This window comes from Streptomyces virginiae, assembly GCF_041432505.1.
Classification (GTDB): Bacteria; Actinomycetota; Actinomycetes; order Streptomycetales; family Streptomycetaceae; genus Streptomyces; species Streptomyces virginiae_A.
Genome location: NZ_CP107871.1, coordinates 4,747,460 through 4,769,046, shown reverse-complemented (window position 1 = coordinate 4,769,046; position 21,587 = coordinate 4,747,460). Strand labels below are relative to the sequence as shown.

The following is a 21,587-nucleotide window of genomic DNA, read 5'->3' as shown; positions in this document are numbered from 1 at the left end:
AGTAGGGAGCCTACGCACTGCGCACCCATAGCACCGACCCCTCCTTGGAGTGGTCTTCTTCACTCACCTCGACAACACACTGCTATCGAACCACTACGCTTGGTGAACATGAAGATCGCTTTCGTAGGAAAGGGCGGCAGCGGCAAGACGACCCTGTCCTCCCTCTTCATCCGCCACCTCGCCGCCAACGAAGCCCCTGTCGTCGCGGTGGACGCCGACATCAACCAGCACCTGGGCGCCGCGCTCGGCCTCCCCGAGGAGGAGGCGGCCGAACTGCCCGCCCTCGGCGCGCACCTGTCCCTGATCAAGGAGTACCTGCGGGGTTCCAACCCGCGCATCGCGTCCGCCGACACGATGATCAAGACCACCCCGCCCGGTCGCGGCTCGTGCCTGCTGCGCGTCACCGAGGACAACCCGGTGTACGACGCCTGCGCGCGCACGCTCCTGCTCGACGGGGACCCCGTACGGCTCATGGCCACGGGGCCGTTCACCGAGGCCGATCTGGGTGTGGCCTGCTACCACTCCAAGGTCGGAGCGGTCGAGCTCTGCCTCAACCACCTGGTCGACGGCCCGGACGAGTACGTGGTCGTCGACATGACGGCCGGCTCGGACTCCTTCGCCTCGGGCATGTTCACCCGCTTCGACGTGACCTTCCTCGTCGCCGAACCGACCCGCAAGGGCGTGTCCGTCTACCGCCAGTACAAGGAGTACGCGCGGGACTTCGGGGTCGCGCTCAAGGTCATCGGCAACAAGGTGCAGGGGCCCGAGGACATCGAGTTCCTCCAGGACGAGGTGGGCGAGGACCTGCTGGTCACCGTCGGGCACTCCGACTGGGTGCGGGCGATGGAGAAGGGCCGCCCCGCCCCCTTCGAGCTGCTGGAGGCGTCCAACCGGTTCGCCCTCCAGGAGCTCCAGGACGCCGCCGACGACTCGTACGCGCACCGCGACTGGTCCCGGTACACGGAGCAGATGGTGAGCTTCCACCTCAAGAACGCGGAGAGCTGGGGCAACGCCAAGACCGGGGTCGACCTGGCGGACCAGGTCGACCCCGATTTCGTCCTGGGCGAGGGGGCCGAGGCGCTCGTCAGCCCTCGTCCGCACTCTCCGCGGCCGGCTCCGCAGCCGGCTTGACGCCCGCGGGGGCGGCCGGCGCCGCCGGCGGCCCCGCGGTCAGGAACTTCGCCCAGCCCTCCTTCGGCGCCTCGCCGACGTCGAGGGTGCGCATCCACTCCAGGGCCTTCGGGTCCTGCGCGTCCAGCCAGTCCGCCAGCTCGCGGAACGGGACGCAGCGGACCTCCTTCTGGGTGCACATCGTCTTGATGGACTCCTCGACGGCGCGCATGTAGGTGCCGCCGTTCCAGGACTCGAAGTGATTGCCGATGATCAGCGGCGCGCGGTTGCCCTGGTAGACCCGGTCGAAGGCCTCGCGCAGGCCGTCGCGCATCTGGTCGCCCCAGTACGCGTGCTGGGAGGGGTCGCCCTGTGAGGTCGTCCCCGACTGGTTGACCATGTAGTTGTAGTCCATGCTCAGGGTGTCGAAGGCACGCCCCGGCATGGGCACCAGCTGGAGCGGGATGTCCCAGAGCCCGTCCGTCTTCTTGGGCCAGATCTGCTTGCTGATGCCGCTGGAGTCGTAGCGGAAGCCCATGTCCTTCGCCGCCAGCATGAAGTTCTTCTGGCCTTCCAGACACGGGGTCCGGGCGCCGATGAGTTCCTTGTCGTAGTTGAAGGGGAGCGCTTCCTGATCCTTCAGGCCGGAGTTGGTCTTCCAGTTCTTGACGAACGACTTGGCCTGGTTGATCTCGCTCTTCCACTCCTCCACGGACCAGGTGCCGACGCCGCCGTCGGGGCCGCAGAAGTGCCCGTTGAAGTGCGTGCCGATCTCATTGCCCTCCAGCCAGGCCGCGCGGACCTGGGTGGCGGTGTCCTTGATGCCCTGGAGGTCGCCGAAGCCGATGTCGGAGCGGCCGGGCTCGTGCTGGGGCGCGGTATAGAGGGAACGTTTCTCCTCCGGGAGCATGTAGACGCCGCTCAGGAAGTACGTCATGCGGGCGTTGTACTTCTTGCCGACGTCCCGGAAGTGCGAGAAGAGCTTCTGGCTGTCCTCGCCGGCCCCGTCCCACGAGAACACCACGAACTGCGGCGGCTTCTCGCCGGGCTTGAGCTTCTGCGGCTTCTGCACGTTCGGCTGCATGCCGGTGTACGCGGTCGAGCCGTCACCGATGGGCCGGTTGACGCTGCCGGGGGCCTCCGGGGCGGCGGCCCCCTTCAGCGCGTTCGGGGCCCCGGGAGCCGGGGACTTGGCGGGACCCGAGGTGCTGCACCCGGCGGCCCCCAGGACCAGCGCCGTGGCGACCAGGCCGCCGGCGATCTTCTTCGTGGCGGCGATCATCCGCCCCACCTCTCCCTCGCAGTTCCATCGCAGGACTTCCGCGCCGCAACGTCCCATGCGGTCCGCTCGGGAGAAGGTATGACAAGCCGGACAAAATGCTTAATCACCCTTGAGTGCTAATTCGTAGGCCATTTGCCCGTATTATTCACCGCTCACCTTTACTCTCCATTACCATCCATTTACCGAGTGTTGAGACTCCCGCCGCTTCATCCCTCCCCCGAGGAGACGGGAACCCATGACAGTCACTTCCCCTACTCGCACGACCCGGGAGATCCGCAAAGACTTCCCGACCGACCTCTCCGCCTCCATCGCCGTCTTCCTGATCGCCCTGCCGCTCTCGCTCGGCATCGCCCTGGCCACCGGCGCCCCGCTCCAGGCGGGTCTGGTCGCCGCGGCGGTCGGCGGGATCGTCGGCGGGTGGCTCGGTGGCGCTCCGCTCCAGGTGAGCGGGCCCGCCGCCGGACTCACCGTGGTCACCGCCGAGTTGATCCAGCACTACGGATGGCGCACCACCTGCGCCATCACCGTGCTCGCCGGCGTGTGCCAGCTCGGCCTCGCCGCGCTGCGCACGGCACGGTCCGCCCTCATGGTCAGCCCCGCCATCGTGCACGGCCTGCTCGCCGGGATCGGCGTGACGATCGCCCTCGCCCAGCTGCACATCGTGCTCGGCGGCAACCCCCAGAGCTCCGCCGTGGCCAACGTCCTGGGCCTGCCGGCCCAGTTGGCCGATCTGCACCCCGCGGCACTCGGCGTCAGCGCCCTGACCCTCGCCGTGCTGCTCGCCTGGCCGTGGCTGCCGGGCCGGGCCGGCCGGGTCCTGCGCAAGGCCCCCGCCGCCCTGGCCGCCGTGGCCGTGGCCACCGCCGCCGCCTCGCTGTCCGGGCTCGCGCTGCCCCGGGTGGACCTGCCGTCCTGGCGCAGCCACGCCCTGCCCGAGCTGCCCGAGGGCCCCGTCCTCGGCATCCTCGCCGCCGTCCTGACCATCGCCCTGGTCGGCAGCGTGCAGTCCCTGCTCTCCGCGGTCGCGACGGACAAACTGATCGCCTCCGAACGCGGTACGGACAACCGCCCGCCGCGCGCCGACCTCAACCGCGAGCTGTGGGGACAGGGTGCGGCGAACATCGTCTCCGGCGCGCTCGGCGGACTGCCCGTCTCCGGTGTGGCCGTCCGCAGTGTGGCCAACGTCAAGTCCGGTGCGGTCAGCCGGAGATCGACCATGCTGCACGGCCTCTGGGTCGTGCTCGCGGCAGGCCTGCTCGTCCCGGTCCTCGACCTGATCCCGCTCGCCGCGCTGGCCGCCCTGGTGATGGCGGTCGGCGTGCAGATGGTGAGCATCACGCACCTGCGCAGTGTCACCCGGCACCGGGAGATCCTGGTCTACGTCACGACCATCGTCGCCGTGGTGCTCGGCGGGGTCCTCGAAGGCGTCGCCATCGGTATCGCGGTGGCCGTCGCGTTGGCCCTGCACCGGCTCGCCCGGACCCGGATCACCGTGGAGCGGCTGGACAACGGGGTCCACCGGGTGCGGGCACGCGGGCAGTTGACCTTCCTCGCGGTGCCCCGGCTGAGCCGGGTGCTGAACCAGATTCCGCACGACGGGCACGCGGTGGTCGAGCTCGACGGCTCGTTCATGGACCACGCGGCCTACGAGACGCTGCACGACTGGCAGGCATCCCACCTGGCGCACGGCGGCTCGCTGGAGGTGACCGGCCGCGCCGGATCGTCGGCGCGACTGCCCGAGGCCGCGCCTGTTGCAGCGCCCGTGACCACGCCCGCCGACGGGCCCGACGGTCGGCCCGCCGACACGAGCCACCACGGGGACCGGTCCCGCCGCACGCCGCACCGCGGGGCGCACCAGTGCTGCCGGCCCTGGACACCGTGGCAGAACCACTGCGACCACCGCCCCGCGGGCACCCGTACGATCACTGCCGCCGCCGCGGCCGAAGCAGCCGCGACGGCCGCCAAGACGGAGTCAGGGGCAGAGGCAGGGGCGGAGACCACCGAGAAGGCCACTCCGAGCGCGCCCCGGCGGCGCGGCGCGGGCCAACTGGCCAGTGGGATCAGCGCCTTCCAGCGGGACACCGCACCCCATGTGCGGGACGAGCTGGCCCGCCTGGCCCGTGAGGGGCAACGACCCTCCCAGCTCTTCCTCACCTGCGCGGACTCCCGGCTGGTGACCAGCATGATCACGGCCAGTGGCCCGGGTGACCTGTTCACCGTCCGCAATGTCGGCAATCTGGTCCCGCTCCCCGGCGCGGAGTCCACCGACGACTCCGTGGCCGCGGCCATCGAGTACGCCGTGGACGTACTGAAGGTCGACAGCATCACGGTGTGCGGGCACTCGGGCTGCGGCGCCATGCAGGCCCTGCTCTCCTCCACGCCCGGCGCCCCGATGACCCCGCTGCGGCGCTGGCTGCGGCACGGGCTGCCCAGCCTGGAGCGGATGGCCAGCCGCCACCACGCGTGGGCCCGGATCTCGGGCCGGCTCCCGGCGGACGCGGTGGAGCAGCTGTGCCTGACCAATGTGGTCCAGCAGCTGGAGCATCTGCGGGCCCACGAATCGGTGGCCAGGCGGCTCGCCGAGGGCACCCTGGAGCTGCACGGGATGTACTTCCACGTGGGCGAGGCGCAGGCGTATCTGCTGTCCGAGGGCGAGGACTTCTTCGACTGCCGGGTCTTCGACAGCGTGGGCCAGCACGCCTGAACCGATACCCTCCCGTATTCGTGCAATCGTTTGGCCCCTTCCCGCCCCTTGCGGCGGGGAGGGGCCATTCGCACTCCGTTCTCGCGCGGCCCGGATCGTGATATAGGTCTAAACCAATTCTCGGCTACCCCTTGTCACCTGGGCCGCTGACTGATGAGCTATGCCCGGGGACACAACGGACACCCTGGGAAAGGGAGATGTCGTGAGCAATGAGAGCCTGGCCAATCTGCTCAAGGAGGAGCGGCGGTTCGCACCGCCCGCCGATCTGGCCGCCGCCGCCAACGTGACCGAGGCTGCGTACGCACAGGCCGACGCGGACCGGCTGGGCTTCTGGGCCGAGCAGGCCCGGCGGCTGACCTGGGCCACCGAGCCGACCGAGACGCTCGACTGGACGAACCCGCCCTTCGCGAAGTGGTTCGCGGACGGCAAGCTCAACGTCGCGTACAACTGCGTGGACCGCCACGTCGAGGCCGGCAACGGCGACCGCGTCGCCATCCACTTCGAGGGCGAACCCGGCGACAGCCGCGCGATCACCTACGCCGAGCTCAAGGACGAGGTCTCCAAGGCCGCCAACGCCCTGACGGAGCTGGGTGTCGAGGCCGGCGACCGGGTCGCCGTCTACCTCCCGATGATCCCCGAGGCGGTCGTCGCGATGCTCGCGTGCGCCCGCGTCGGCGCCGCGCACTCCGTGGTCTTCGGCGGCTTCTCCGCCGACGCCGTCGCCTCCCGCATCCAGGACGCCGACGCCAAGCTGGTCATCACCGCCGACGGCGGCTACCGCCGCGGCAAGCCCAGCGCCCTGAAGCCCGCCATCGACGACGCCGTCGCCAAGTGTCCGCAGGTCGAGCACGTGCTCGTCGTGCGCCGCACCGGCCAGGACACCGCCTTCACCGAGGGCCGCGACGTCTGGTGGCACGAGGTGGTCGGCCGGCAGTCCGCCGAGCACACCCCGCAGCCCTTCGACGCCGAGCACCCGCTCTTCATCCTCTACACCTCGGGGACCACGGGTAAGCCCAAGGGCATCCTGCACACCTCCGGCGGCTACCTCACGCAGGCGGCGTACACCCACCACGCGGTCTTCGACCTCAAGCCGGAGACCGACGTCTACTGGTGCACCGCCGACATCGGCTGGGTGACCGGGCACTCCTACATCGTCTACGGGCCGCTCGCGAACGGCGCCACCCAGGTCATGTACGAGGGCACGCCGGACACCCCGCACCAGGGCCGGTTCTGGGAGGTCGTCCAGAAGTACGGCGTCACCATCCTGTACACCGCGCCCACGGCGATCCGTACGTTCATGAAGTGGGGCGACGACATCCCCGCGAAGTTCGACCTGTCGAGCCTGCGCGTGCTGGGCTCGGTCGGCGAGCCGATCAATCCCGAGGCCTGGATCTGGTACCGCAAGCACATCGGTGGCGACCGCTGCCCGATCGTGGACACCTGGTGGCAGACCGAGACCGGCGCGATGATGATCTCCCCGCTGCCGGGCGTCACCGCCACCAAGCCGGGCTCCGCCCAGCGCGCCCTGCCCGGAATCTCCGCCACCGTCGTGGACGACGAGGCGCACGAGGTCCCGAACGGTGGGGGCGGCTACCTGGTGCTCACCGAGCCGTGGCCGTCGATGCTCCGCACCATCTGGGGCGACGACCAGCGGTTCATCGACACCTACTGGTCGCGCTTCGAGGGCAAGTACTTCGCCGGTGACGGCGCCAAGAAGGACGACGACGGCGACATCTGGCTGCTCGGCCGGGTGGACGACGTGATGCTGGTGTCCGGCCACAACATCTCGACCACCGAGGTCGAGTCGGCGCTCGTCTCGCATCCGTCGGTCGCCGAGGCGGCCGTGGTCGGCGCCGCCGACGAGACCACGGGTCAGGCCATCGTGGCCTTCGTCATCCTGCGCGGCAGCGCTACCGAGACCGAGAACCTGGTCGCGGACCTGCGCAACCACGTGGGCGCCACGCTGGGCCCGATCGCCAAGCCGAAGCGGATCCTGCCGGTCCAGGAGCTGCCGAAGACCCGCTCGGGCAAGATCATGCGCCGTCTGCTGCGCGATGTGGCGGAGAACCGCGCGGTCGGTGACGTCACCACGCTCGCCGACTCCTCGGTCATGGACCTGATCCAGAGCAAGCTCCCGGCCGCCGGCAGCGAGGACTGAGGCACACCGAGACACACCGAAAGGGGCACCCTGCGCACCGCGCCGAGTGCCCCTTTCGCACTTAAAGTGATGATCACCGGATACGTCCCCGCGTGTGCCCTGTAAAATATTCAAAGCGTAAAGAAACATCACAGGGTGCGCCGGGAAGTCTGGTCGGCAATGAGCTTCGCCATGCCGTCCAACCGCTCCCCGGAGGTGCCCTCTCGTGGCCGCGCCCAGCCCCACCGACCGCAAGAGCCCCAAGGTGCTCGGCCGCCTCTCACTGCCCGAGCTCCGCTTCGTCGGTGATGCCCTGCGCGCCGAGACCGTCGGCGGCGTGCTTCTCCTCGTGGCCACGATCGCCGCCCTCCTGTGGGCGAACATCCCCGCCATCTCGGAGAGCTACTCCAGCGTCGGGTCCTTCCACATCGGTCCCGCCTCCCTGGGCCTGGACCTCTCGCTCCAGCACTGGGCGGCGGACGGTCTCCTCGCCGTCTTCTTCTTCGTCGCCGGCATCGAACTCAAACGCGAACTCGTCGCGGGCGATCTGCGCGATGCCCGAGCGGCCGCCCTCCCGGTGATCGCGGCCCTGTGCGGCATGATCGCCCCCGCGGTGGTCTACGTCGTCGTCAACGTCCTGGGCAACGGCTCCACGGACGGCTGGGCCGTCCCGACCGCCACCGACATCGCCTTCGCGCTCGCCGTCCTCGCCGTCATCGGCACCTCGCTGCCGTCGGCCCTGCGCGCCTTCCTGCTGACCCTCGCGGTCGTCGACGACCTCTTCGCCATCCTGATCATCGCGGTGTTCTTCACCAGCGACATCGACTTCCTGGCGCTCGGCGGCGCGTTCGTCGGCCTCGCCCTCTTCTGGTTCCTGCTCCGCCGCGAGGTGCACGGCTGGTACATCTACGTTCCGCTCGCCCTGGTCGTCTGGGGCCTGATGTACAACAGCGGCGTCCACGCCACCATCGCCGGCGTCGCCATGGGCCTGATGCTCCGCTGCACCCGCCGCGAAGGCGAGCGGCAGTCCCCCGGTGAACACATCGAACACCTGGTACGACCGCTGTCGGCCGGTCTCGCCGTACCGCTCTTCGCCCTCTTCTCCGCCGGTGTCTCGCTCTCCGACAAGGCCATCGCCCAGGTGTTCACCCGGCCCGAGGCCCTCGGCGTGGTGCTCGGCCTCGTCATCGGCAAGGCGGTGGGCATCTTCGGCGGCACCTGGCTGGCGGCCCGCTTCACCAAGGCCGAACTGAACGAGGACCTCGCCTGGCCGGACGTGCTCGCCGTGGCCTCGCTCGCCGGCATCGGCTTCACCGTCTCCCTCCTGATCGGCGAACTCGCCTTCGCCGACGACGCCGTCCTCACCTCCGAGGTCAAGGCCGCCGTACTGATCGGCTCCCTGATCGCGGCCGTGATCGCGTGCGTCATGCTCAAGCTCCGCAACCGCAGGTACCGGGCGCTCACCGAGGCCGAGGAGCGCGACGAGGACCACGACGGCATCCCGGACATCTACGAGGAGCACAACCCCGAGTACCACCTGCGGATGGCCCGGATCTACGAGGACCGGGCCGCGGAACACCGTCGCAGGGCCGCGGAGGCGGCCGCCACCGCGCTCCAAACGGCAGCCGGGTCCACCGCCGAGGGCGACCGTCCGGCATGATCTGACTGACGACGCAGGACAGCCGCGCCGCCCGGCAGCAGACGACAGAGGGAGAGAGCGATGAGCGCAGTGGACCAAGAGGCGCAGGGAGCCGAGCGCACACTCGGCCAACTGGTCGCCTCGGCCACCGCCGAGATGTCCGCGCTGGTGCACGACGAGATCGCCCTCGCCAAGGCGGAGATCCGCGAGGACGTCAAGCGCGTGGGCAGCGGCTCCGCCTCGATGGTGGCCGCGGCAGTGCTCGCGCTCTTCGCCGTCCCGGTGCTGACCTTCGCCGCGGCGTACGGGATCCACAACCTCGGGCTCGGACTCGCGTGGTCCTTCCTCATCGTCGGCGGCGCGTTCCTGCTGATCGCGGGCCTGCTCGTGCTGATCGGCGTACGCAAGTTCAAGAAGGTCAAGCCGCCGGAGAAGTCCATCGCCTCCGTCAAGCAGACCGCCGCACTGGTCCAGACCGTCAAGCCGCACCCGCGGCCGGTGAGTGACAAGGTTGTGGGTGTGGCACGCTCGTCCTCATGACAGCGCCCACGCCGGACCCCAGCGTTCCTCCCACAGCTGCCACGGCGGTACGGCTCGATCTTCCGGGCGCACGACCGGTGATGCACCGGGACGTCGCCGCCAACGGCGCCCGCTTCCACGTCGCCGAGCTCGGTGACGGGCCGCTGGTGCTGCTGCTGCACGGCTTCCCGCAGTTCTGGTGGACCTGGCGGCACCAGATGGTCGCGCTCGCCGACGCCGGGTACCGGGCGGTCGCGATGGACCTGCGTGGGGTGGGCGGCAGCGACCGCACCCCGCGCGGCTACGACCCCGCCAACCTGGCGCTCGACATCACCGGAGTCGTACGGTCCCTCGGCGAGCCGGACGCCGCGCTCGTCGGGCACGACCTGGGCGGGTACCTCGCCTGGACGGCGGCCGTGATGCGGCCCAAGCTGGTGCGCCGGCTCGTGGTCTCCTCCATGCCGCATCCGCGCCGCTGGCGCTCGGCGATGCTGTCGGACTTCGGTCAGACCCGGGCGAGTTCCCACATCTGGGGCTTCCAGCGGCCGTTCGTTCCCGAGCGGCAGCTCGTCGCCGACGGCGGAGCGCTCGTAGGGGAGTTGATCCGCGACTGGTCGGGGCCGCGACCGCCCGAGGACGAGGATCTGGCCGTGTACCGGCGGGCCATGTGCATCCCGTCCACCGCGCACTGCTCGATCGAGCCGTACCGCTGGATGATGCGGTCGATGGCGCGGCCCGACGGGATCCAGTTCAACCGGCGGATGAAGCGTCCGGTGCGGGTGCCGACGCTCCATCTGCACGGCTCGCTGGACCCGGTGATGCGTACGCGCAGCGCCGCAGGTTCCGGGGAGTACGTCGAAGCCCCGTACCGGTGGCGGCTGTTCGACGGGCTGGGACACTTCCCGCACGAGGAGGACCCGGTCGCCTTCTCGTCCGAGCTGGTCAACTGGCTCAAGGACCCCGAGCCGGACCGCTGACGCGACCTCGGATCGCCCCGCCGCCCGAGCGGGGCGCGCGACGGCTCCGCGACGGCGGCGGAACGGGCCGCGAAACCGGCGACCGCCCCTGAACGGACGGGAGTTCGGTCGTGTGCTTGTCCTACGAGCATTCAATTGCCTGGCGCATAGGCCAATTGGCCGCCCCGGACGGGATTACGGACCTTGGGGCACGGGCACAGCTCGGAGTATGAGCTGGACGCACGACTACGGTGACACCGCGCACGAACGCCGCTCGGCAGCTACGCCGGGCACCTACGAGAGGGCCGGCCGGCACGGCCACGACCCCCGCCTCGGGATTCCGCTCATCCTGCGCCGACGGGCCCGCTGGGTCTCCGCGCGCCTGCGCCATCCACGGACGTAGGGACCCGGCGGGAGCGTCGACTCAGAGCGCGCAGCCCTGGCTGTCGACCCGACGTACGGCGTTCTGGCCGACCCGGATGTCGTCGCGGATCTCGTCGACCGTCAGCACGTAACCGGTGTTGGGGTCGTCGAGGGACTTCGCGAAGACGACTCCGTACACCTTGCCGTCGGGCGTCAGCAGCGGTCCGCCGGAGTTGCCCTGGCGGACCGTCGCATACAGCGAGTAGACGTCCCGTCGCACGGTGCCCCGGTGGTAGATGTCCGGGCCGTTGGCGTTGATCCGCCCGCGGACCCGGGCCGCCCGGACGTCGTACCCGCCGTTCTCCGGGAAGCCGGCGACGATCGCGTCGTTGCCGCTCGCCGCGTCCTTCTCGGAGAACTCCAGCACCGGGGCCTTCAGCTTCGGCACGTCCAGGACGGCGATGTCGCGCGCCCAGTCGTAGAGCACGACCTTGGCGTCGTACAGCTTGCCCTCGCCGCCGATCTGCACGGTCGGCTCGCTGACCCCGCCGACCACGTGCGCGTTGGTCATCACCTTGCCGGGCGCGAAGACGAAGCCCGTGCCCTCCAGCACCTTGCTGCAGCTGGGCGCGGTACCGACGACCTTCACGATCGAGCGCTTCGCCACCTCGGCGACGGGGCTGCCGGCGAGCGTCGGGTCGGGTGCCTTCACCTCGGTGATGGGCTCGTTGGAGAACGGGCTGAACACCTGGGGGAAGCCGTTGCGCGCGAGGGTGGAGCTGAAGTCCGAGAACCAGGTGTCCGCCTGGTCGGGCAGCACCCGCGACACGCCGAGGAGGACCTTGGAGTTACGAACCTCCTTGCCCACGCTGGGCAGCGCGGTCTGGGCCACCAACAACCCGATCAGCCACGCCACGAGCAGCATCGCGACCACGTTGACCAGGGCGCCGCCGGTCGCGTCGAGCGCGCGCGCCGGTGACCAGGTGATCTTGCGGCGGAGTCTGCTCCCGAGATGGGTGGTCAGGGCCTGGCCGATCGAGGCGAAGATGATGATCACGACGACGGAGATCACGACGACCGTGGTGGACACCTGGGTGCCGTTGTCCGTCACCCGGTCCCAGACCAGCGGGAGCAGGGACACGGCGATGAGACCACCGCCGAGGAAGCCGATCACCGACAGGATGCCGACGACGAACCCCTGGCGGTAGCCGACGATCGCGAACCATACGGCGGCGAGCAGCAACAGGATGTCCAGCACGTTCACGTGGGCCACCGTCTCACGCGCGCCAGTCGAGCGGGACCTGCCGTGAGCGGTCCCACGGACGCTCCCAACCCGCGAAGTGCAGGATCCGGTCGATCACTCCGGCGGTGAATCCCCAGACCAGAGCCGATTCGACGGTGAATCCCGGCCCCAGGTGGCCGCTCGGATGAACGGTCGTGACCCGGTGTTCGGGATCCGTGAGATCGGCCACGGGAACCGTGAAGACCCGCGCCGTCTCGGCGAGGTCCACGGCTCCGACCGGGCTGGGGTCGCGCCACCAGCCGAGGACCGGGGTGACGACGAACTCGCTGACCGGGATGTAGAGCCGGGGCAGCACGCCGAAGAGTTGAACGCCGGAAGGATCCAGCCCGGTTTCCTCCTCGGCCTCGCGCAGCGCGGCCCGCAGCGGGCCCGTGGTGTGCGGATCACCGTCCTGCGGATCCAGCGCGCCGCCGGGGAAGGACGGCTGACCCGCGTGCGAGCGCAGGGTGCCGGCGCGCTCCATCAGGAGCAGCTCGGGGCCGCGGGAGCCCTCCCCGAAGAGGACGAGCACGGCGGACTGCCGGCCTCGGCCGTCCTCGGGCGGCAGGAACCGGCTCAGCTGCCCCGGCTGGACGGACCGGGCCGCCTCGACGACGGGGTCGAGCCATCCGGGCAGGCCGTCGGTGGTGACGGCCGGGCCGCCGCCCTCGCGGGCTCCCACCGTGGTTCCGGTCTCGTCCCGTGTACCGCGCGTCATAGGCACCTCTGTCCGCGTCGTCCTGTCAAGCGCCGTCTCCCACACCGCAAACGCGGTCCGGGTACCGATTCGTTCCTGAGTCCCCGAGTCCCCTGGTCCACAGGGCCGCACACCCGCCCACCCCTGCGTCCCACGCCCCTCCCCCGCTCCTTGGTTCCCACCAGCCCCCGTACGCCCGCTACGGCGCCGCCACAGCCCCGCCCAGCGGCGCGGCCGGGAGGCCCGGGTAGTCCGGGGGCGGGGTCAGCCGCTGGCCGGGCTGACCGCCCTTCTCGTACTTGAGCAGCTTCTTCGCCTTCTCCGGGTCGGTCTCGCCCTCCCCGTACGCCGGGCAGAGCGGGGCGATCGGGCAGGCCCCGCAGGCCGGCTTGCGCGCATGGCAGATCCGGCGGCCGTGGAAGACGACCCGGTGCGAGAGCATCGTCCACTCGCTCTTCGGGAAGATCGCGCAGATCTCCGCCTCGACCTTCTCCGGGTCCTCCTGCTCGGTCAGCTTCCAGCGGCGCACCAGCCGGCCGAAATGCGTGTCCACGGTGATCCCCGGGACATCGAACGCATTGCCGAGAACCACGTTCGCGGTCTTGCGGCCCACTCCGGGCAGCGTCACCAGGTCCTCGATCCGGCCCGGCACCTCCCCGCCGAAGTTGTCCCGCAGGGCCTGCGAGAGGCCGAGCAGGGACCTCGACTTGGCCCGGAAGAACCCGGTCGGCCGGATCAGCTCCTCCAGATCCTCCGGGGCGGCCGCGGCCATGTCCTCGGGGGTCGGGTAGGCCGCGAAGAGGGCCGGGGTCGTCTGGTTCACCCGCAGGTCGGTGGTCTGGGCGGACAGCACCGTCGCGACGAGCAGCTCGAAGGGATTGCGGAAGTCGAGCTCCGGATGGGCGTACGGATAGATCTCGGCCAGTTCGCGGTTGATGCGCCGCGCCCTGCGCACCATGGCCAGATGCGATTCCGGCTTGGCCGACTTCGGTTTCTTGGCCGAAACTTTGCCCTGAGGGGTGGCCGCAGCCCTCGCGGACGTCTTCACTGGGACATGTTCGCCCACGGCAGAATTTTGGGGCTCCGTCACTCCGGCGGACCCCTTGGCCTGTGCTCTCACCGGCTTATTGGACACCCGGCCAGCCTAAGGCCGGCCGCTGACACCCGCCCGGACCTCAGGTAACACCACTCCGATTGGCCTCACGCCGCACAGCACGCCCGTCCGTCCGGCATCCTTGTGATTGATCGCACTGTTTGAGCCGTCCGGCAAAATGGGGAGCACGGTCCCCTGAGCTGGTCGACATAGGAGAGAGACTCGTGGACGACGTTCTGCGGCGCGCCCCGCTCTTCGCGGCGCTCGATGACGAGCAGGCCGCGGAGCTCCGCGCCTCCATGGGCGAGGTGACCCTCGCACGCGGTGACGCCCTGTTCCACGAGGGCGACCCCGGCGACCGGCTGTATGTCGTGACCGAGGGCAAGGTGAAGCTCCACCGCACCTCCCCCGACGGCCGCGAGAACATGCTGGCCGTCCTCGGCCCCGGCGAGCTGATCGGCGAGCTGTCGCTCTTCGACCCGGGCCCGCGTACCGCCACCGCCACCGCGCTGACCGAGGTCAAGCTCCTCGGCCTCGGCCACGGTGACCTCCAGCCCTGGCTCAACGCCCGGCCCGAGGTCGCGACCGCGCTGCTGCGCGCCGTCGCCCGCCGCCTGCGCAAGACCAACGACCAGATGTCCGACCTGGTCTTCTCCGACGTTCCCGGCCGTGTGGCGCGGGCGCTCCTCGACCTGTCGCGCCGCTTCGGCGTGCAGTCGGAGGAGGGCATCCACGTGGTGCACGACCTGACGCAGGAGGAGCTCGCCCAGCTCGTCGGCGCCTCGCGCGAGACCGTGAACAAGGCCCTGGCCGACTTCGCGGGCCGCGGCTGGCTGCGCCTGGAGGCCCGTGCGGTCATCCTGCTGGACGTGGAGCGCCTCGCGAAGCGCTCCCGCTGACGCCGGCAACAGCCGTTCGTAGGGGTCCTGTCCACCCGGGCAGGGCCCCTACGCGTCTTCCGGGCCCGACACGCCTCCGTGGCTCGGCCTCCCGACGCACGGCGTCGATCGGCCCGCCGCGGACCGGCGGCCAGGCACAGTGGAGTCATGGAGCACAGAGGGCTGGACGCGTACGGGTACTTCGAGCGTGAGGGCTCCCTCGGGCGGGTGCCGGGCGAGTTCAAGGCCGTCGTGGCGGCCGCGCGGACCCGGACCGCCGAGGCGTACGGCCGACGGCTGCACAGCGCGTACCTCTACGGGTCCGTGCCCCGCGGGACGGCCCGGCCCGGGCGGTCCGACCTCGACCTGCTGCTCGTCCTGCACCACGAGCCCTGCGACGAGGACCGGGACACCGCCGAGGTGCTCGCCCGCGGACTCGACGAGGATTTCCCCGAGGTCGACGGCGTCGGCATCCTGCTCCAGGACAAGGTCGCCGTACTGAGCGAGGCGGAACGATTCGACCTGGGCTGGTTCCTCGCCTGCCTGTGCACCCCGCTGCTCGGGGCGGATCTGGCCGAGCACCTGCCGCGCTACCGGCCGGACAGCCTGCTCGCCCGCGAGACCAACGGCGACCTGGCCGAGCTGCTGCCCCGGTGGCGTACGCGGGTGCGGGAGGCCGCGACCCCCGAGGAGTACCGGGCGCTGAGCCGGATCTTCTCCCGGCGCCTGGTGCGCACCGCCTTCACGCTGGTCATGCCGCGGTGGGGCGGCTGGACCAGCGACCTCGGCGAGTCCGCGGAGATCTTCGGCATGTACTACCCGCAGCGCGCGGCGCAGGTGGCGGCCGCGGCCGCCGTCGCGCTGGATCCCGTCGCGGACCCCGCGGTGCTGCGCGGTTACGTCGAGGACCTCGGGCCGTGGCTGGCGGACGAGTACACGGCCCGGCACGGCACGAAAACACCGCGCCGGGGCTGAGCCTCGGCCCGGGGCCGGATCAGGCCTTCTCGGCCTCGGCGAGGCGGTCGACGGCCAGCTTGGCCTCCGCCAGGCCCGCGCCGGTGATCCGGCGGTACTCCTTGATCGCCGAGATGTGCCGGTCCGCCCTGAGGTGGGCGCGTACCTCGTCCATCCCGGCCGGCTCCGGCTCCTCGATGCCGAAGTGGTCCAGCACCAGGGCCAGGCGACGCTCCATGCGGTCCGCCTTGTTCTGGAGGCTCTGCACCCGCAGGGTCACCGTCGAGGTGATCCACCCGGCCGTCGCGACCAGTACGACCAACAGGAACACGGTGTTCATTCAGGCCCTCCCGGGATCAGTCCGTGATCTTGAAGGTACTCCAGCTGCGCCCGGACGGACCATTCCGCGGCCGGCCACAGGGAGCGGTCCACGTCCGCGTAGACCTGGGCGACGACCGCCTCCGGGGTCAGGCAGCCGTTCTCGACGGCGGTCTCGACCTGGGCGAGCCGGTGGGCCCGATGGGCCAGGTAGTACTCGACGGCGCCCTGCGCGTCCTCCAGGACCGGCCCGTGGCCCGGCAGGACGGTGTGCACCCCGTCGTCCACGGTGAGCGAGCGCAGGCGGCGCAGGGAGTCCAGGTAGTCCCCGAGGCGGCCGTCGGGGTGGGCGACGACGGTGGTGCCACGGCCCAGGATCGTGTCGCCGGTCAGTACGGCCCGGTCGGCGGGCAGGTGGAAGCAGAGCGAGTCGCTGGTGTGGCCGGGGGTCGGCACCACGCGCAGCTCCAGCCCGCCGGTCCGGATCACGTCCCCGGCGGCCAGGCCCTCGTCACCGAGGCGCAGGGCCGGGTCCAGGGCGCGGACCTTCGTACGGGTGAGCTCGGCGAAGCGACCCGCGCCCTCGGCGTGGTCGGGGTGGCCGTGGGTGAGCAGGGTGAGGGCGATCCGCTTGCCGGCCTGCTCGGCGGTGGCGATGACCGCCCGCAGGTGTATGTCGTCCAGCGGGCCGGGATCGATCACGACGGCGAGGTCGGAGCCCGGCTCGGACACCAGCCAGGTGTTGGTGCCGTCGAGGGTCATCGCGGAGGCGTTGGGAGCCAGGACGTTCACCGCGCGGGCGGTCGCCGGGCCGGAGGTGACGACTCCGCGGGGCTGTCCGGGCAGTGCGGCGGCGTCGGTCATGCGGGGCCTCCGGGGCCTGCGGGGCCTGCGGGACGCCCGGGGCGGACGCGCTTGGTGAACTCGTCGTGCCCCGGCCAGCTGAGCACCAGCTCGCCGTCCTCCAGCGTGGCCTGGGCCAGCACCGGGGTGAGGTCCTGCTCGACCGCGGCGGCGAGCGCTCCCGCGGCGCTCCCGTACGGCTCCAGCGACCGCAGCGTGGAGATGGTGGGCGGCATCATCAGCAGCTCGCCCTTGTCGTACCCGGCGGCCGCGTCGGCGGGCCGGATCCACACGGTCCGGTCGGCCTCGGTGGAGGCGTTGCGGGTGCGCTGGCCCTCGGGGAGGGCGGCGACGAAGAACCAGGTGTCGTAGCGGCGCGGCTCGAACTCCGGGGTGATCCAGCGCGCCCACGGCCCGAGCAGGTCCGAGCGCAGCCGCAGGCCGCGGCGGTCGAGGAACTCCGCGAAGGACAGCTCCCGCGCCACGAGGGCCTGCCGGTCGGCCTCCCAGTCGTCCCCGGTGGTGTCACCGACGATCTCGTCCGGGGTCCGACCGGCGAGCAGGACGCCCGCCTCCTCGAAGGTCTCCCGTACGGCGCCGCAGACGATGGCCTGGGCGGTGAGGGGATCGGTTCCGAGCCGGGCCGCCCAGTCCTCCCGGGAGGGACCCGCCCAGCCGACCTGGTGCTCCTCGTCGCGCGGATCGACCCCGCCACCCGGATAGGCGTACGCGCCCCCGGCGAAGGCCATGGAGGCCCGCCTGCGCAGCATGTGCACGGCGGGACCGTCGGGGGTGTCGCGCAGGAGCATCACGGTGGCGGCGCGCCGCGGGTCCACCGGGACGAGCGAGCCGTCCGCGAGCGCGCGGATGCGGTCGGGCCACTCCGGCGGGTACCACTGGCCTCCGGCGGGGGGCTGCTGCTGACCATGCTGACCATTCGGCATGGCCGGATGCTACGGCCATCCGGCCCGATGTTCGAGGGTCACCCGTCGTGGTCGGCCGACACGGTCGGTCGACACGGTCGCCGGCGCGGGTGGCCGACACGGGCGATCCGGCCCCGGGGCGGCACGCGGGACGGGCCGGGTACCGCGCGGTGCGCGACCCGGCCCGTCTTCGTGAAACCCTCCCCGAAGGGATCAGGCTCCGGCGACCAGCTCCACCTGGATCTCGACCTCGACCGGGGCGTCCAGCGGCAGGACCGCCACGCCGACGGCGCTGCGGGCGTGGACGCCCTTCTCGCCGAGGACCTCGCCGAGCAGCTCGCTCGCGCCGTTCAGCACGCCGGGCTGGGCCGTGAAATCGGGGGCGGAGGCGACGAAGCCGACGACCTTCACGACCCGCGCGATCTTGTCGAGGTCACCGACGACCGACTTGACGGCGGCCAGGGCGTTCAGCGCGCAGATCGCCGCCAGCTCCTTGGCCTGCTCCGCCGAGACCTCGGCGCCGACCTTGCCGGTGATCGGCATGCTGCCCTTGACCATCGGGAGCTGGCCCGCGGTGAAGACGTACGAGCCCGACCGCACGGCGGGCTGGTACGCGGCCAGCGGCGGGACGACGCCCGGGAGCGTCAGGCCGAGCTCGGCCAGCTTCGCCTCTACAGCGCTCATGCCTTCTCCCGCTTGAGGTAGGCCACGAGCTGCTCGGGGTTGTTCGGGCCGGGCACGACCTGGACGAGCTCCCAGCCGTCCTCGCCCCAGGTGTCCAGGATCTGCTTGGTGGCGTGAACCAGCAGCGGGACCGTCGCATATTCGAACTTCTTGGTCATGGGAGCGAGGGTAGTGCCTGTCGTGCGGGCCGCATGCCGCCCCCGGAACCGACGGCCGGACACCTCACCCGGGCAGGCGCCGAACCGCCCCGACACGGCGCCCGACCGGGCCCGGACGTGGCGGATCCGGGCCGGACGTAACGGAGCTCACCCCCGAACACTCCGGCAGAACCACCCGGCACCACCGGAGTCGAACCCGAGGAATTAGGCTCGGACGCTGTGAGCAGGCTCCAGGTGGTCAGCGGCAAGGGCGGCACCGGCAAGACCACGGTCGCCGCAGCACTCGCGCTTGCCCTCGCACGCGAGGGCGGCCGGACTCTTGTGGTGGAGGTCGAGGGCAGGCAGGGGCTCGCGCAGCTCTTCGGCGCCGAGGCACTCCCCTACGAGGAGCGGAAGATCGCCGTGGCGCCCGGCGGGGGCGGTGAGGTCTACGCGCTCGCCATCGACGCCGAACGGGCGCTGCTGGACTACCTCCAGATGTTCTACAAGCTCGGCTCGGCCGGCCGCGCGCTCAAGAAGCTCGGCGCCATCGACTTCGCGACGACCATCGCACCCGGACTGCGCGACGTGCTGCTGACCGGCAAGGCGTGCGAGGCGGTGCGGCGCAAGGACAAGGCCGGTCGGTACGTCTACGACCACGTGATCATGGACGCGCCGCCGACCGGGCGGATCACCCGGTTCCTGAACGTCAACGACGAGGTGGCGGGCCTGGCCCGGTTCGGGCCGATCCACAACCAGGCCCAGGCCGTCATGAAAGTCCTCAAGTCGCCCGAGACGGCCGTGCACCTGGTCACCCTCCTGGAGGAGATGCCCGTCCAGGAGACCGCGGACGGCATCGAGGAACTGCGCGGGGCCGGCCTGCCGGTCGGGCGGGTCATCGTGAACATGGTCCGGCCGCACCATCTGGACGAGGACACCCTGCGCACGGCGGCGGGCGACCACCGCGCCGAGGTGGCGAAGTCGCTGTCCCGGGCGGGACTCGGCGGGGCACGCCGCGGCGGGCTGGCCGAGCGGCTGGTGGACCCGCTGCTCACGCAGGCCGCCGAGCACGCGAGCCGGGTGGAGCTGGAGCGCGCGCAGCGCTCCGTACTGGCGGGGCTGGACCTGCCGACGTACGAACTGCCGCTGCTCGGCGCGGGGATGGATCTGGCCGGGCTCTACGCGCTGGCCAAGGATTTGCGGAAGCAGTCGGTGGCCGAATGAGCGAGGGGGTGGACACCGTGGGCATGGACACTCCGCCGCGGCTGGCGGTCGACCGGCTGTTGGACGATCCGGAGACCCGGATCATCGTGTGCTGCGGGGCGGGTGGGGTCGGCAAGACCACCACGGCCGCCGCGCTCGGCGTACGGGCGGCGGGGCGCGGGCGCAAGGCCGTCGTGCTCACCATCGACCCGGCGCGGCGGCTCGCGCAGTCGATGGGGATCGACTCGCTGGACAACACCCCGCGCAAGGTGGCGACCGTAGGGGCGGGCGACGGCGAACTGCACGCCATGATGCTGGACATGAAGCGGACGTTCGACGAGATCGTCGAGGCGCACGCGGACGGCGAGCGGGCCCGGGCCATCCTCGCCAACCCCTTCTACCAGTCCCTGTCGGCCGGCTTCGCGGGCACGCAGGAGTACATGGCGATGGAGAAGCTGGGGCAGCTGCGGGCCCGGGACGACTGGGACCTGATCATCGTCGACACTCCGCCGAGCCGGTCCGCGCTGGACTTCCTGGACGCGCCGAAGCGGCTCGGGTCCTTCCTGGACGGGAAGTTCATCCGGGTGCTGATGGCTCCGGCGAAGGTGGGCGGCCGGGCCGGGATGAAGTTCCTGAATGTCGGTATGTCGATGATGACCGGCACCCTCAGCAAGCTGATGGGGGCCTCGCTGCTGAAGGACGTCCAGACCTTCGTGGCCGCGATGGACACGATGTTCGGCGGCTTCCGCACGCGCGCGGACGCCACCTTCCGGCTGCTTCAGGCTCCCGGCACGGCCTTCCTGGTGGTCGCCGCGCCCGAGCCGGACGCCCTGCGCGAGGCGGCGTACTTCGTGGAGCGGCTGGCCGCGGAACGCATGCCGCTGGCCGGTCTGGTACTGAACCGGGTGCACGGCAGTGGCGCCGACCAGCTGTCCGCCGAGCGGGCGTTGGCCGCGGCAGAGAATCTTGAAGAAGGCGGCATTGTCGATCAGGAGTCCGGGAAAGCTGGACTTCGTGACTCGGGCGCAGAACCGACCGAGCCCGCCCATCCCACCGAAACAGCCCGGACCGCGAACCCTCCCGAGACAGGCTCCCCCGGCACCGAAGGCGATACCGCGGTCGTCGACCGGATCACGGCAGGACTGCTACGCCTGCACGCCGAGCGCATGCAGGTGATCGCGCGTGAACAGCGCACACGCGATCGCTTCACCTCGCTTCACCCCGAAGTGGCGGTGGCGGAAGTGGCCGCCCTGCCCGGCGATGTGCACGACCTCGCCGGGCTACGGGCCATCGGAGAACGACTCGCGGCCGGGGTACCGGCCGGAGCGTAGGCGTTCGTACGTCGTGGTGGCCGTGTGATCTACCCGGCTGCCGCGTATGTCTCGTACGACACGTCGATCTCCGCGTCTGCATCCATGGTGAGGATGCCCGTGCTGCGCTCGTACTCCGTACGTGCGGTTTCGAGCAACCGTCGCCACGAAGTGACGGTGGGACGCCGGCGCAGCAGCGCACGTCGTTCCCTCTCGGTCATTCCACCCCACACGCCGAACTCGACACGGTTGTCGAGCGCGTCGGCCAGGCACTCGGTCCGCACCGGACATCCGGTGCACACCGCCTTGGCCCTGTTCTGTGCCGCTCCTTGAACGAATAGTTCATCCGGATCGGTAGTGCGGCAGGCTGCCTGCGCACTCCAGTCGGTAACCCAGCCCATCCCGGCGCCGTCCTCTCCCGAATCGAGGCTCCCCCACGGCGGTAGCGGCATATTCACCGCTGCCAGTTGAGGACGTTACGGAAGGCGAGCACAGTGCAACACCCCCGACGGGCCCAATCTTGAATGGTCCGAACGGACTATGGGTAAGCGGCAG

21 protein-coding genes are annotated in these 21,587 nt (G+C 70.9%); 11 read left to right on the top strand and 10 right to left on the bottom strand.

Going from position 1 to position 21,587, the window contains the following annotated elements; all coding sequences use genetic code 11:
- The first annotated feature begins 108 nt into the window (after positions 1-108).
- Positions 109-1,131, top strand: a complete 1,023-nt coding sequence (locus tag OG624_RS22310; RefSeq protein ID WP_033219432.1) for a nucleotide-binding protein — start codon at positions 109-111, stop codon at positions 1,129-1,131.
- Here the strand turns inward: OG624_RS22310 and OG624_RS22305 are convergent.
- Positions 1,085-2,392 (bottom strand): lipoprotein, encoded by a 1,308-nt coding sequence (locus OG624_RS22305; RefSeq protein ID WP_033219354.1) that lies wholly within the window; start codon positions 2,390-2,392, stop codon positions 1,085-1,087. The two genes, OG624_RS22310 and OG624_RS22305, sit on opposite strands and share 47 nt — an antisense overlap.
- Positions 2,393-2,627: 235 nt before the next feature.
- On the opposite strand from OG624_RS22305, the gene OG624_RS22300 reads away from it, so the two are divergent.
- From OG624_RS22300 to OG624_RS22275, 6 genes are all read left to right on the top strand, one after another.
- Positions 2,628-5,096, top strand: a complete 2,469-nt coding sequence (locus OG624_RS22300) for a SulP family inorganic anion transporter (RefSeq protein WP_051763155.1) — start codon at positions 2,628-2,630, stop codon at positions 5,094-5,096.
- A gap of 160 nt (positions 5,097-5,256) precedes the next feature.
- The gene (acs, locus tag OG624_RS22295; protein WP_078909227.1) at positions 5,257-7,254 is read left to right on the top strand and encodes an acetate--CoA ligase; all 1,998 of its coding nucleotides are present in this window, start codon (positions 5,257-5,259) and stop codon (positions 7,252-7,254) included.
- Between the two features lie 205 nt (positions 7,255-7,459).
- The gene (nhaA, locus tag OG624_RS22290; RefSeq protein WP_033219358.1) at positions 7,460-8,893 is read left to right on the top strand and encodes a Na+/H+ antiporter NhaA; all 1,434 of its coding nucleotides are present in this window, start codon (positions 7,460-7,462) and stop codon (positions 8,891-8,893) included.
- 60 nt (positions 8,894-8,953) lie between these two features.
- On the top strand, positions 8,954-9,412 hold the full coding sequence (locus tag OG624_RS22285) for a phage holin family protein (protein WP_033219359.1): 459 nt from the start codon (positions 8,954-8,956) through the stop codon (positions 9,410-9,412).
- The gene (locus OG624_RS22280; RefSeq protein ID WP_033219360.1) at positions 9,409-10,368 is read left to right on the top strand and encodes an alpha/beta fold hydrolase; all 960 of its coding nucleotides are present in this window, start codon (positions 9,409-9,411) and stop codon (positions 10,366-10,368) included. Before OG624_RS22285 ends, OG624_RS22280 begins: the two co-directional genes overlap by 4 nt.
- Before the next feature lie 208 nt (positions 10,369-10,576).
- Entirely contained in the window at positions 10,577-10,750 is a 174-nt protein-coding gene (locus OG624_RS22275; RefSeq protein WP_167745540.1) for a hypothetical protein, read from the top strand.
- A 21-nt stretch (positions 10,751-10,771) separates the two neighbouring features.
- Here the strand turns inward: OG624_RS22275 and OG624_RS22270 are convergent, their stop codons facing one another.
- The 3 genes from OG624_RS22270 to nth form a co-directional block, all read right to left on the bottom strand.
- The gene (locus tag OG624_RS22270; RefSeq protein WP_033219435.1) at positions 10,772-11,974 is read right to left on the bottom strand and encodes a MarP family serine protease; all 1,203 of its coding nucleotides are present in this window, start codon (positions 11,972-11,974) and stop codon (positions 10,772-10,774) included.
- A 13-nt stretch (positions 11,975-11,987) separates the two neighbouring features.
- Positions 11,988-12,710 carry an NUDIX hydrolase gene (locus OG624_RS22265; RefSeq protein ID WP_033219362.1) on the bottom strand — a complete coding sequence of 241 codons (723 nt, stop codon included), beginning with the start codon at positions 12,708-12,710 and terminating at the stop codon, positions 11,988-11,990.
- Positions 12,711-12,888: 178 nt separating this feature from the next.
- Entirely contained in the window at positions 12,889-13,737 is an 849-nt protein-coding gene (gene nth / locus OG624_RS22260; RefSeq protein ID WP_244290758.1) for an endonuclease III, read from the bottom strand.
- 269 nt (positions 13,738-14,006) lie between these two features.
- Here nth and OG624_RS22255 point away from each other — a divergent pair, with 269 nt between their 5' ends.
- Both OG624_RS22255 and OG624_RS22250 read left to right on the top strand, forming a co-directional pair.
- The gene (locus tag OG624_RS22255) at positions 14,007-14,681 is read left to right on the top strand and encodes a Crp/Fnr family transcriptional regulator (RefSeq protein ID WP_003981529.1); all 675 of its coding nucleotides are present in this window, start codon (positions 14,007-14,009) and stop codon (positions 14,679-14,681) included.
- Positions 14,682-14,828: 147 nt separating this feature from the next.
- Positions 14,829-15,635, top strand: coding sequence for a nucleotidyltransferase domain-containing protein (locus OG624_RS22250; protein WP_371639740.1), 807 nt, complete (start codon positions 14,829-14,831; stop codon positions 15,633-15,635).
- Positions 15,636-15,654: 19 nt separating this feature from the next.
- Here OG624_RS22250 and OG624_RS22245 read toward each other — a convergent pair whose 3' ends face one another.
- From OG624_RS22245 to OG624_RS22225, 5 genes are all read right to left on the bottom strand, one after another.
- Positions 15,655-15,954, bottom strand: coding sequence for a hypothetical protein (locus OG624_RS22245; RefSeq protein ID WP_030726713.1), 300 nt, complete (start codon positions 15,952-15,954; stop codon positions 15,655-15,657).
- The gene (locus tag OG624_RS22240; RefSeq protein WP_030726710.1) at positions 15,951-16,796 is read right to left on the bottom strand and encodes an MBL fold metallo-hydrolase; all 846 of its coding nucleotides are present in this window, start codon (positions 16,794-16,796) and stop codon (positions 15,951-15,953) included. The genes OG624_RS22245 and OG624_RS22240 overlap by 4 nt, the downstream gene beginning before the upstream one ends.
- On the bottom strand, positions 16,793-17,719 hold the full coding sequence (locus OG624_RS22235; protein ID WP_371639739.1) for an NUDIX hydrolase: 927 nt from the start codon (positions 17,717-17,719) through the stop codon (positions 16,793-16,795). Before OG624_RS22235 ends, OG624_RS22240 begins: the two co-directional genes overlap by 4 nt.
- Positions 17,720-17,911: 192 nt before the next feature.
- The gene (locus OG624_RS22230; protein ID WP_030755866.1) at positions 17,912-18,382 is read right to left on the bottom strand and encodes a RidA family protein; all 471 of its coding nucleotides are present in this window, start codon (positions 18,380-18,382) and stop codon (positions 17,912-17,914) included.
- Positions 18,379-18,540: a DUF4177 domain-containing protein gene (locus OG624_RS22225; RefSeq protein WP_007264966.1), complete on the bottom strand. Its 162-nt coding sequence runs from the start codon at positions 18,538-18,540 to the stop codon at positions 18,379-18,381. Before OG624_RS22225 ends, OG624_RS22230 begins: the two co-directional genes overlap by 4 nt.
- 219 nt (positions 18,541-18,759) lie before the next feature.
- Between OG624_RS22225 and OG624_RS22220 the strand changes: the two genes are divergently transcribed.
- A complete protein-coding gene (locus OG624_RS22220; RefSeq protein ID WP_033219371.1) occupies positions 18,760-19,743 on the top strand; it encodes an ArsA family ATPase in 984 nt (327 codons plus the stop codon).
- Positions 19,740-21,053 (top strand): ArsA family ATPase, encoded by a 1,314-nt coding sequence (locus OG624_RS22215; protein ID WP_033219373.1) that lies wholly within the window; start codon positions 19,740-19,742, stop codon positions 21,051-21,053. Before OG624_RS22220 ends, OG624_RS22215 begins: the two co-directional genes overlap by 4 nt.
- 29 nt (positions 21,054-21,082) lie before the next feature.
- Here OG624_RS22215 and OG624_RS22210 read toward each other — a convergent pair whose 3' ends face one another.
- Positions 21,083-21,433 (bottom strand): WhiB family transcriptional regulator, encoded by a 351-nt coding sequence (locus OG624_RS22210; RefSeq protein ID WP_030009547.1) that lies wholly within the window; start codon positions 21,431-21,433, stop codon positions 21,083-21,085.
- Positions 21,434-21,587: the final 154 nt, after the last annotated feature.

Bases quoted from the DNA above. Each gene is read 5' to 3' on its own strand.
- OG624_RS22310 (WP_033219432.1), top strand. From the start codon at position 109: ATGAAGATCGCTTTCGTAGGAAAGGGCGGCAGCGGCAAGACGACCCTG.
- OG624_RS22305 (WP_033219354.1), bottom strand. From the start codon at position 2,392: ATGATCGCCGCCACGAAGAAGATCGCCGGCGGCCTGGTCGCCACGGCG.
- OG624_RS22300 (WP_051763155.1), top strand. From the start codon at position 2,628: ATGACAGTCACTTCCCCTACTCGCACGACCCGGGAGATCCGCAAAGAC.
- acs (WP_078909227.1), top strand. From the start codon at position 5,257: ATGCCCGGGGACACAACGGACACCCTGGGAAAGGGAGATGTCGTGAGC.
- OG624_RS22285 (WP_033219359.1), top strand. From the start codon at position 8,954: ATGAGCGCAGTGGACCAAGAGGCGCAGGGAGCCGAGCGCACACTCGGC.
- OG624_RS22280 (WP_033219360.1), top strand. From the start codon at position 9,409: ATGACAGCGCCCACGCCGGACCCCAGCGTTCCTCCCACAGCTGCCACG.
- OG624_RS22275 (WP_167745540.1), top strand. From the start codon at position 10,577: ATGAGCTGGACGCACGACTACGGTGACACCGCGCACGAACGCCGCTCG.
- OG624_RS22265 (WP_033219362.1), bottom strand. From the start codon at position 12,710: ATGACGCGCGGTACACGGGACGAGACCGGAACCACGGTGGGAGCCCGC.
- OG624_RS22250 (WP_371639740.1), top strand. From the start codon at position 14,829: ATGGAGCACAGAGGGCTGGACGCGTACGGGTACTTCGAGCGTGAGGGC.
- OG624_RS22245 (WP_030726713.1), bottom strand. From the start codon at position 15,954: ATGAACACCGTGTTCCTGTTGGTCGTACTGGTCGCGACGGCCGGGTGG.
- OG624_RS22240 (WP_030726710.1), bottom strand. From the start codon at position 16,796: ATGACCGACGCCGCCGCACTGCCCGGACAGCCCCGCGGAGTCGTCACC.
- OG624_RS22235 (WP_371639739.1), bottom strand. From the start codon at position 17,719: ATGCCGAATGGTCAGCATGGTCAGCAGCAGCCCCCCGCCGGAGGCCAG.
- OG624_RS22230 (WP_030755866.1), bottom strand. From the start codon at position 18,382: ATGAGCGCTGTAGAGGCGAAGCTGGCCGAGCTCGGCCTGACGCTCCCG.
- OG624_RS22225 (WP_007264966.1), bottom strand. From the start codon at position 18,540: ATGACCAAGAAGTTCGAATATGCGACGGTCCCGCTGCTGGTTCACGCC.
- OG624_RS22215 (WP_033219373.1), top strand. From the start codon at position 19,740: ATGAGCGAGGGGGTGGACACCGTGGGCATGGACACTCCGCCGCGGCTG.
- OG624_RS22210 (WP_030009547.1), bottom strand. From the start codon at position 21,433: ATGGGCTGGGTTACCGACTGGAGTGCGCAGGCAGCCTGCCGCACTACC.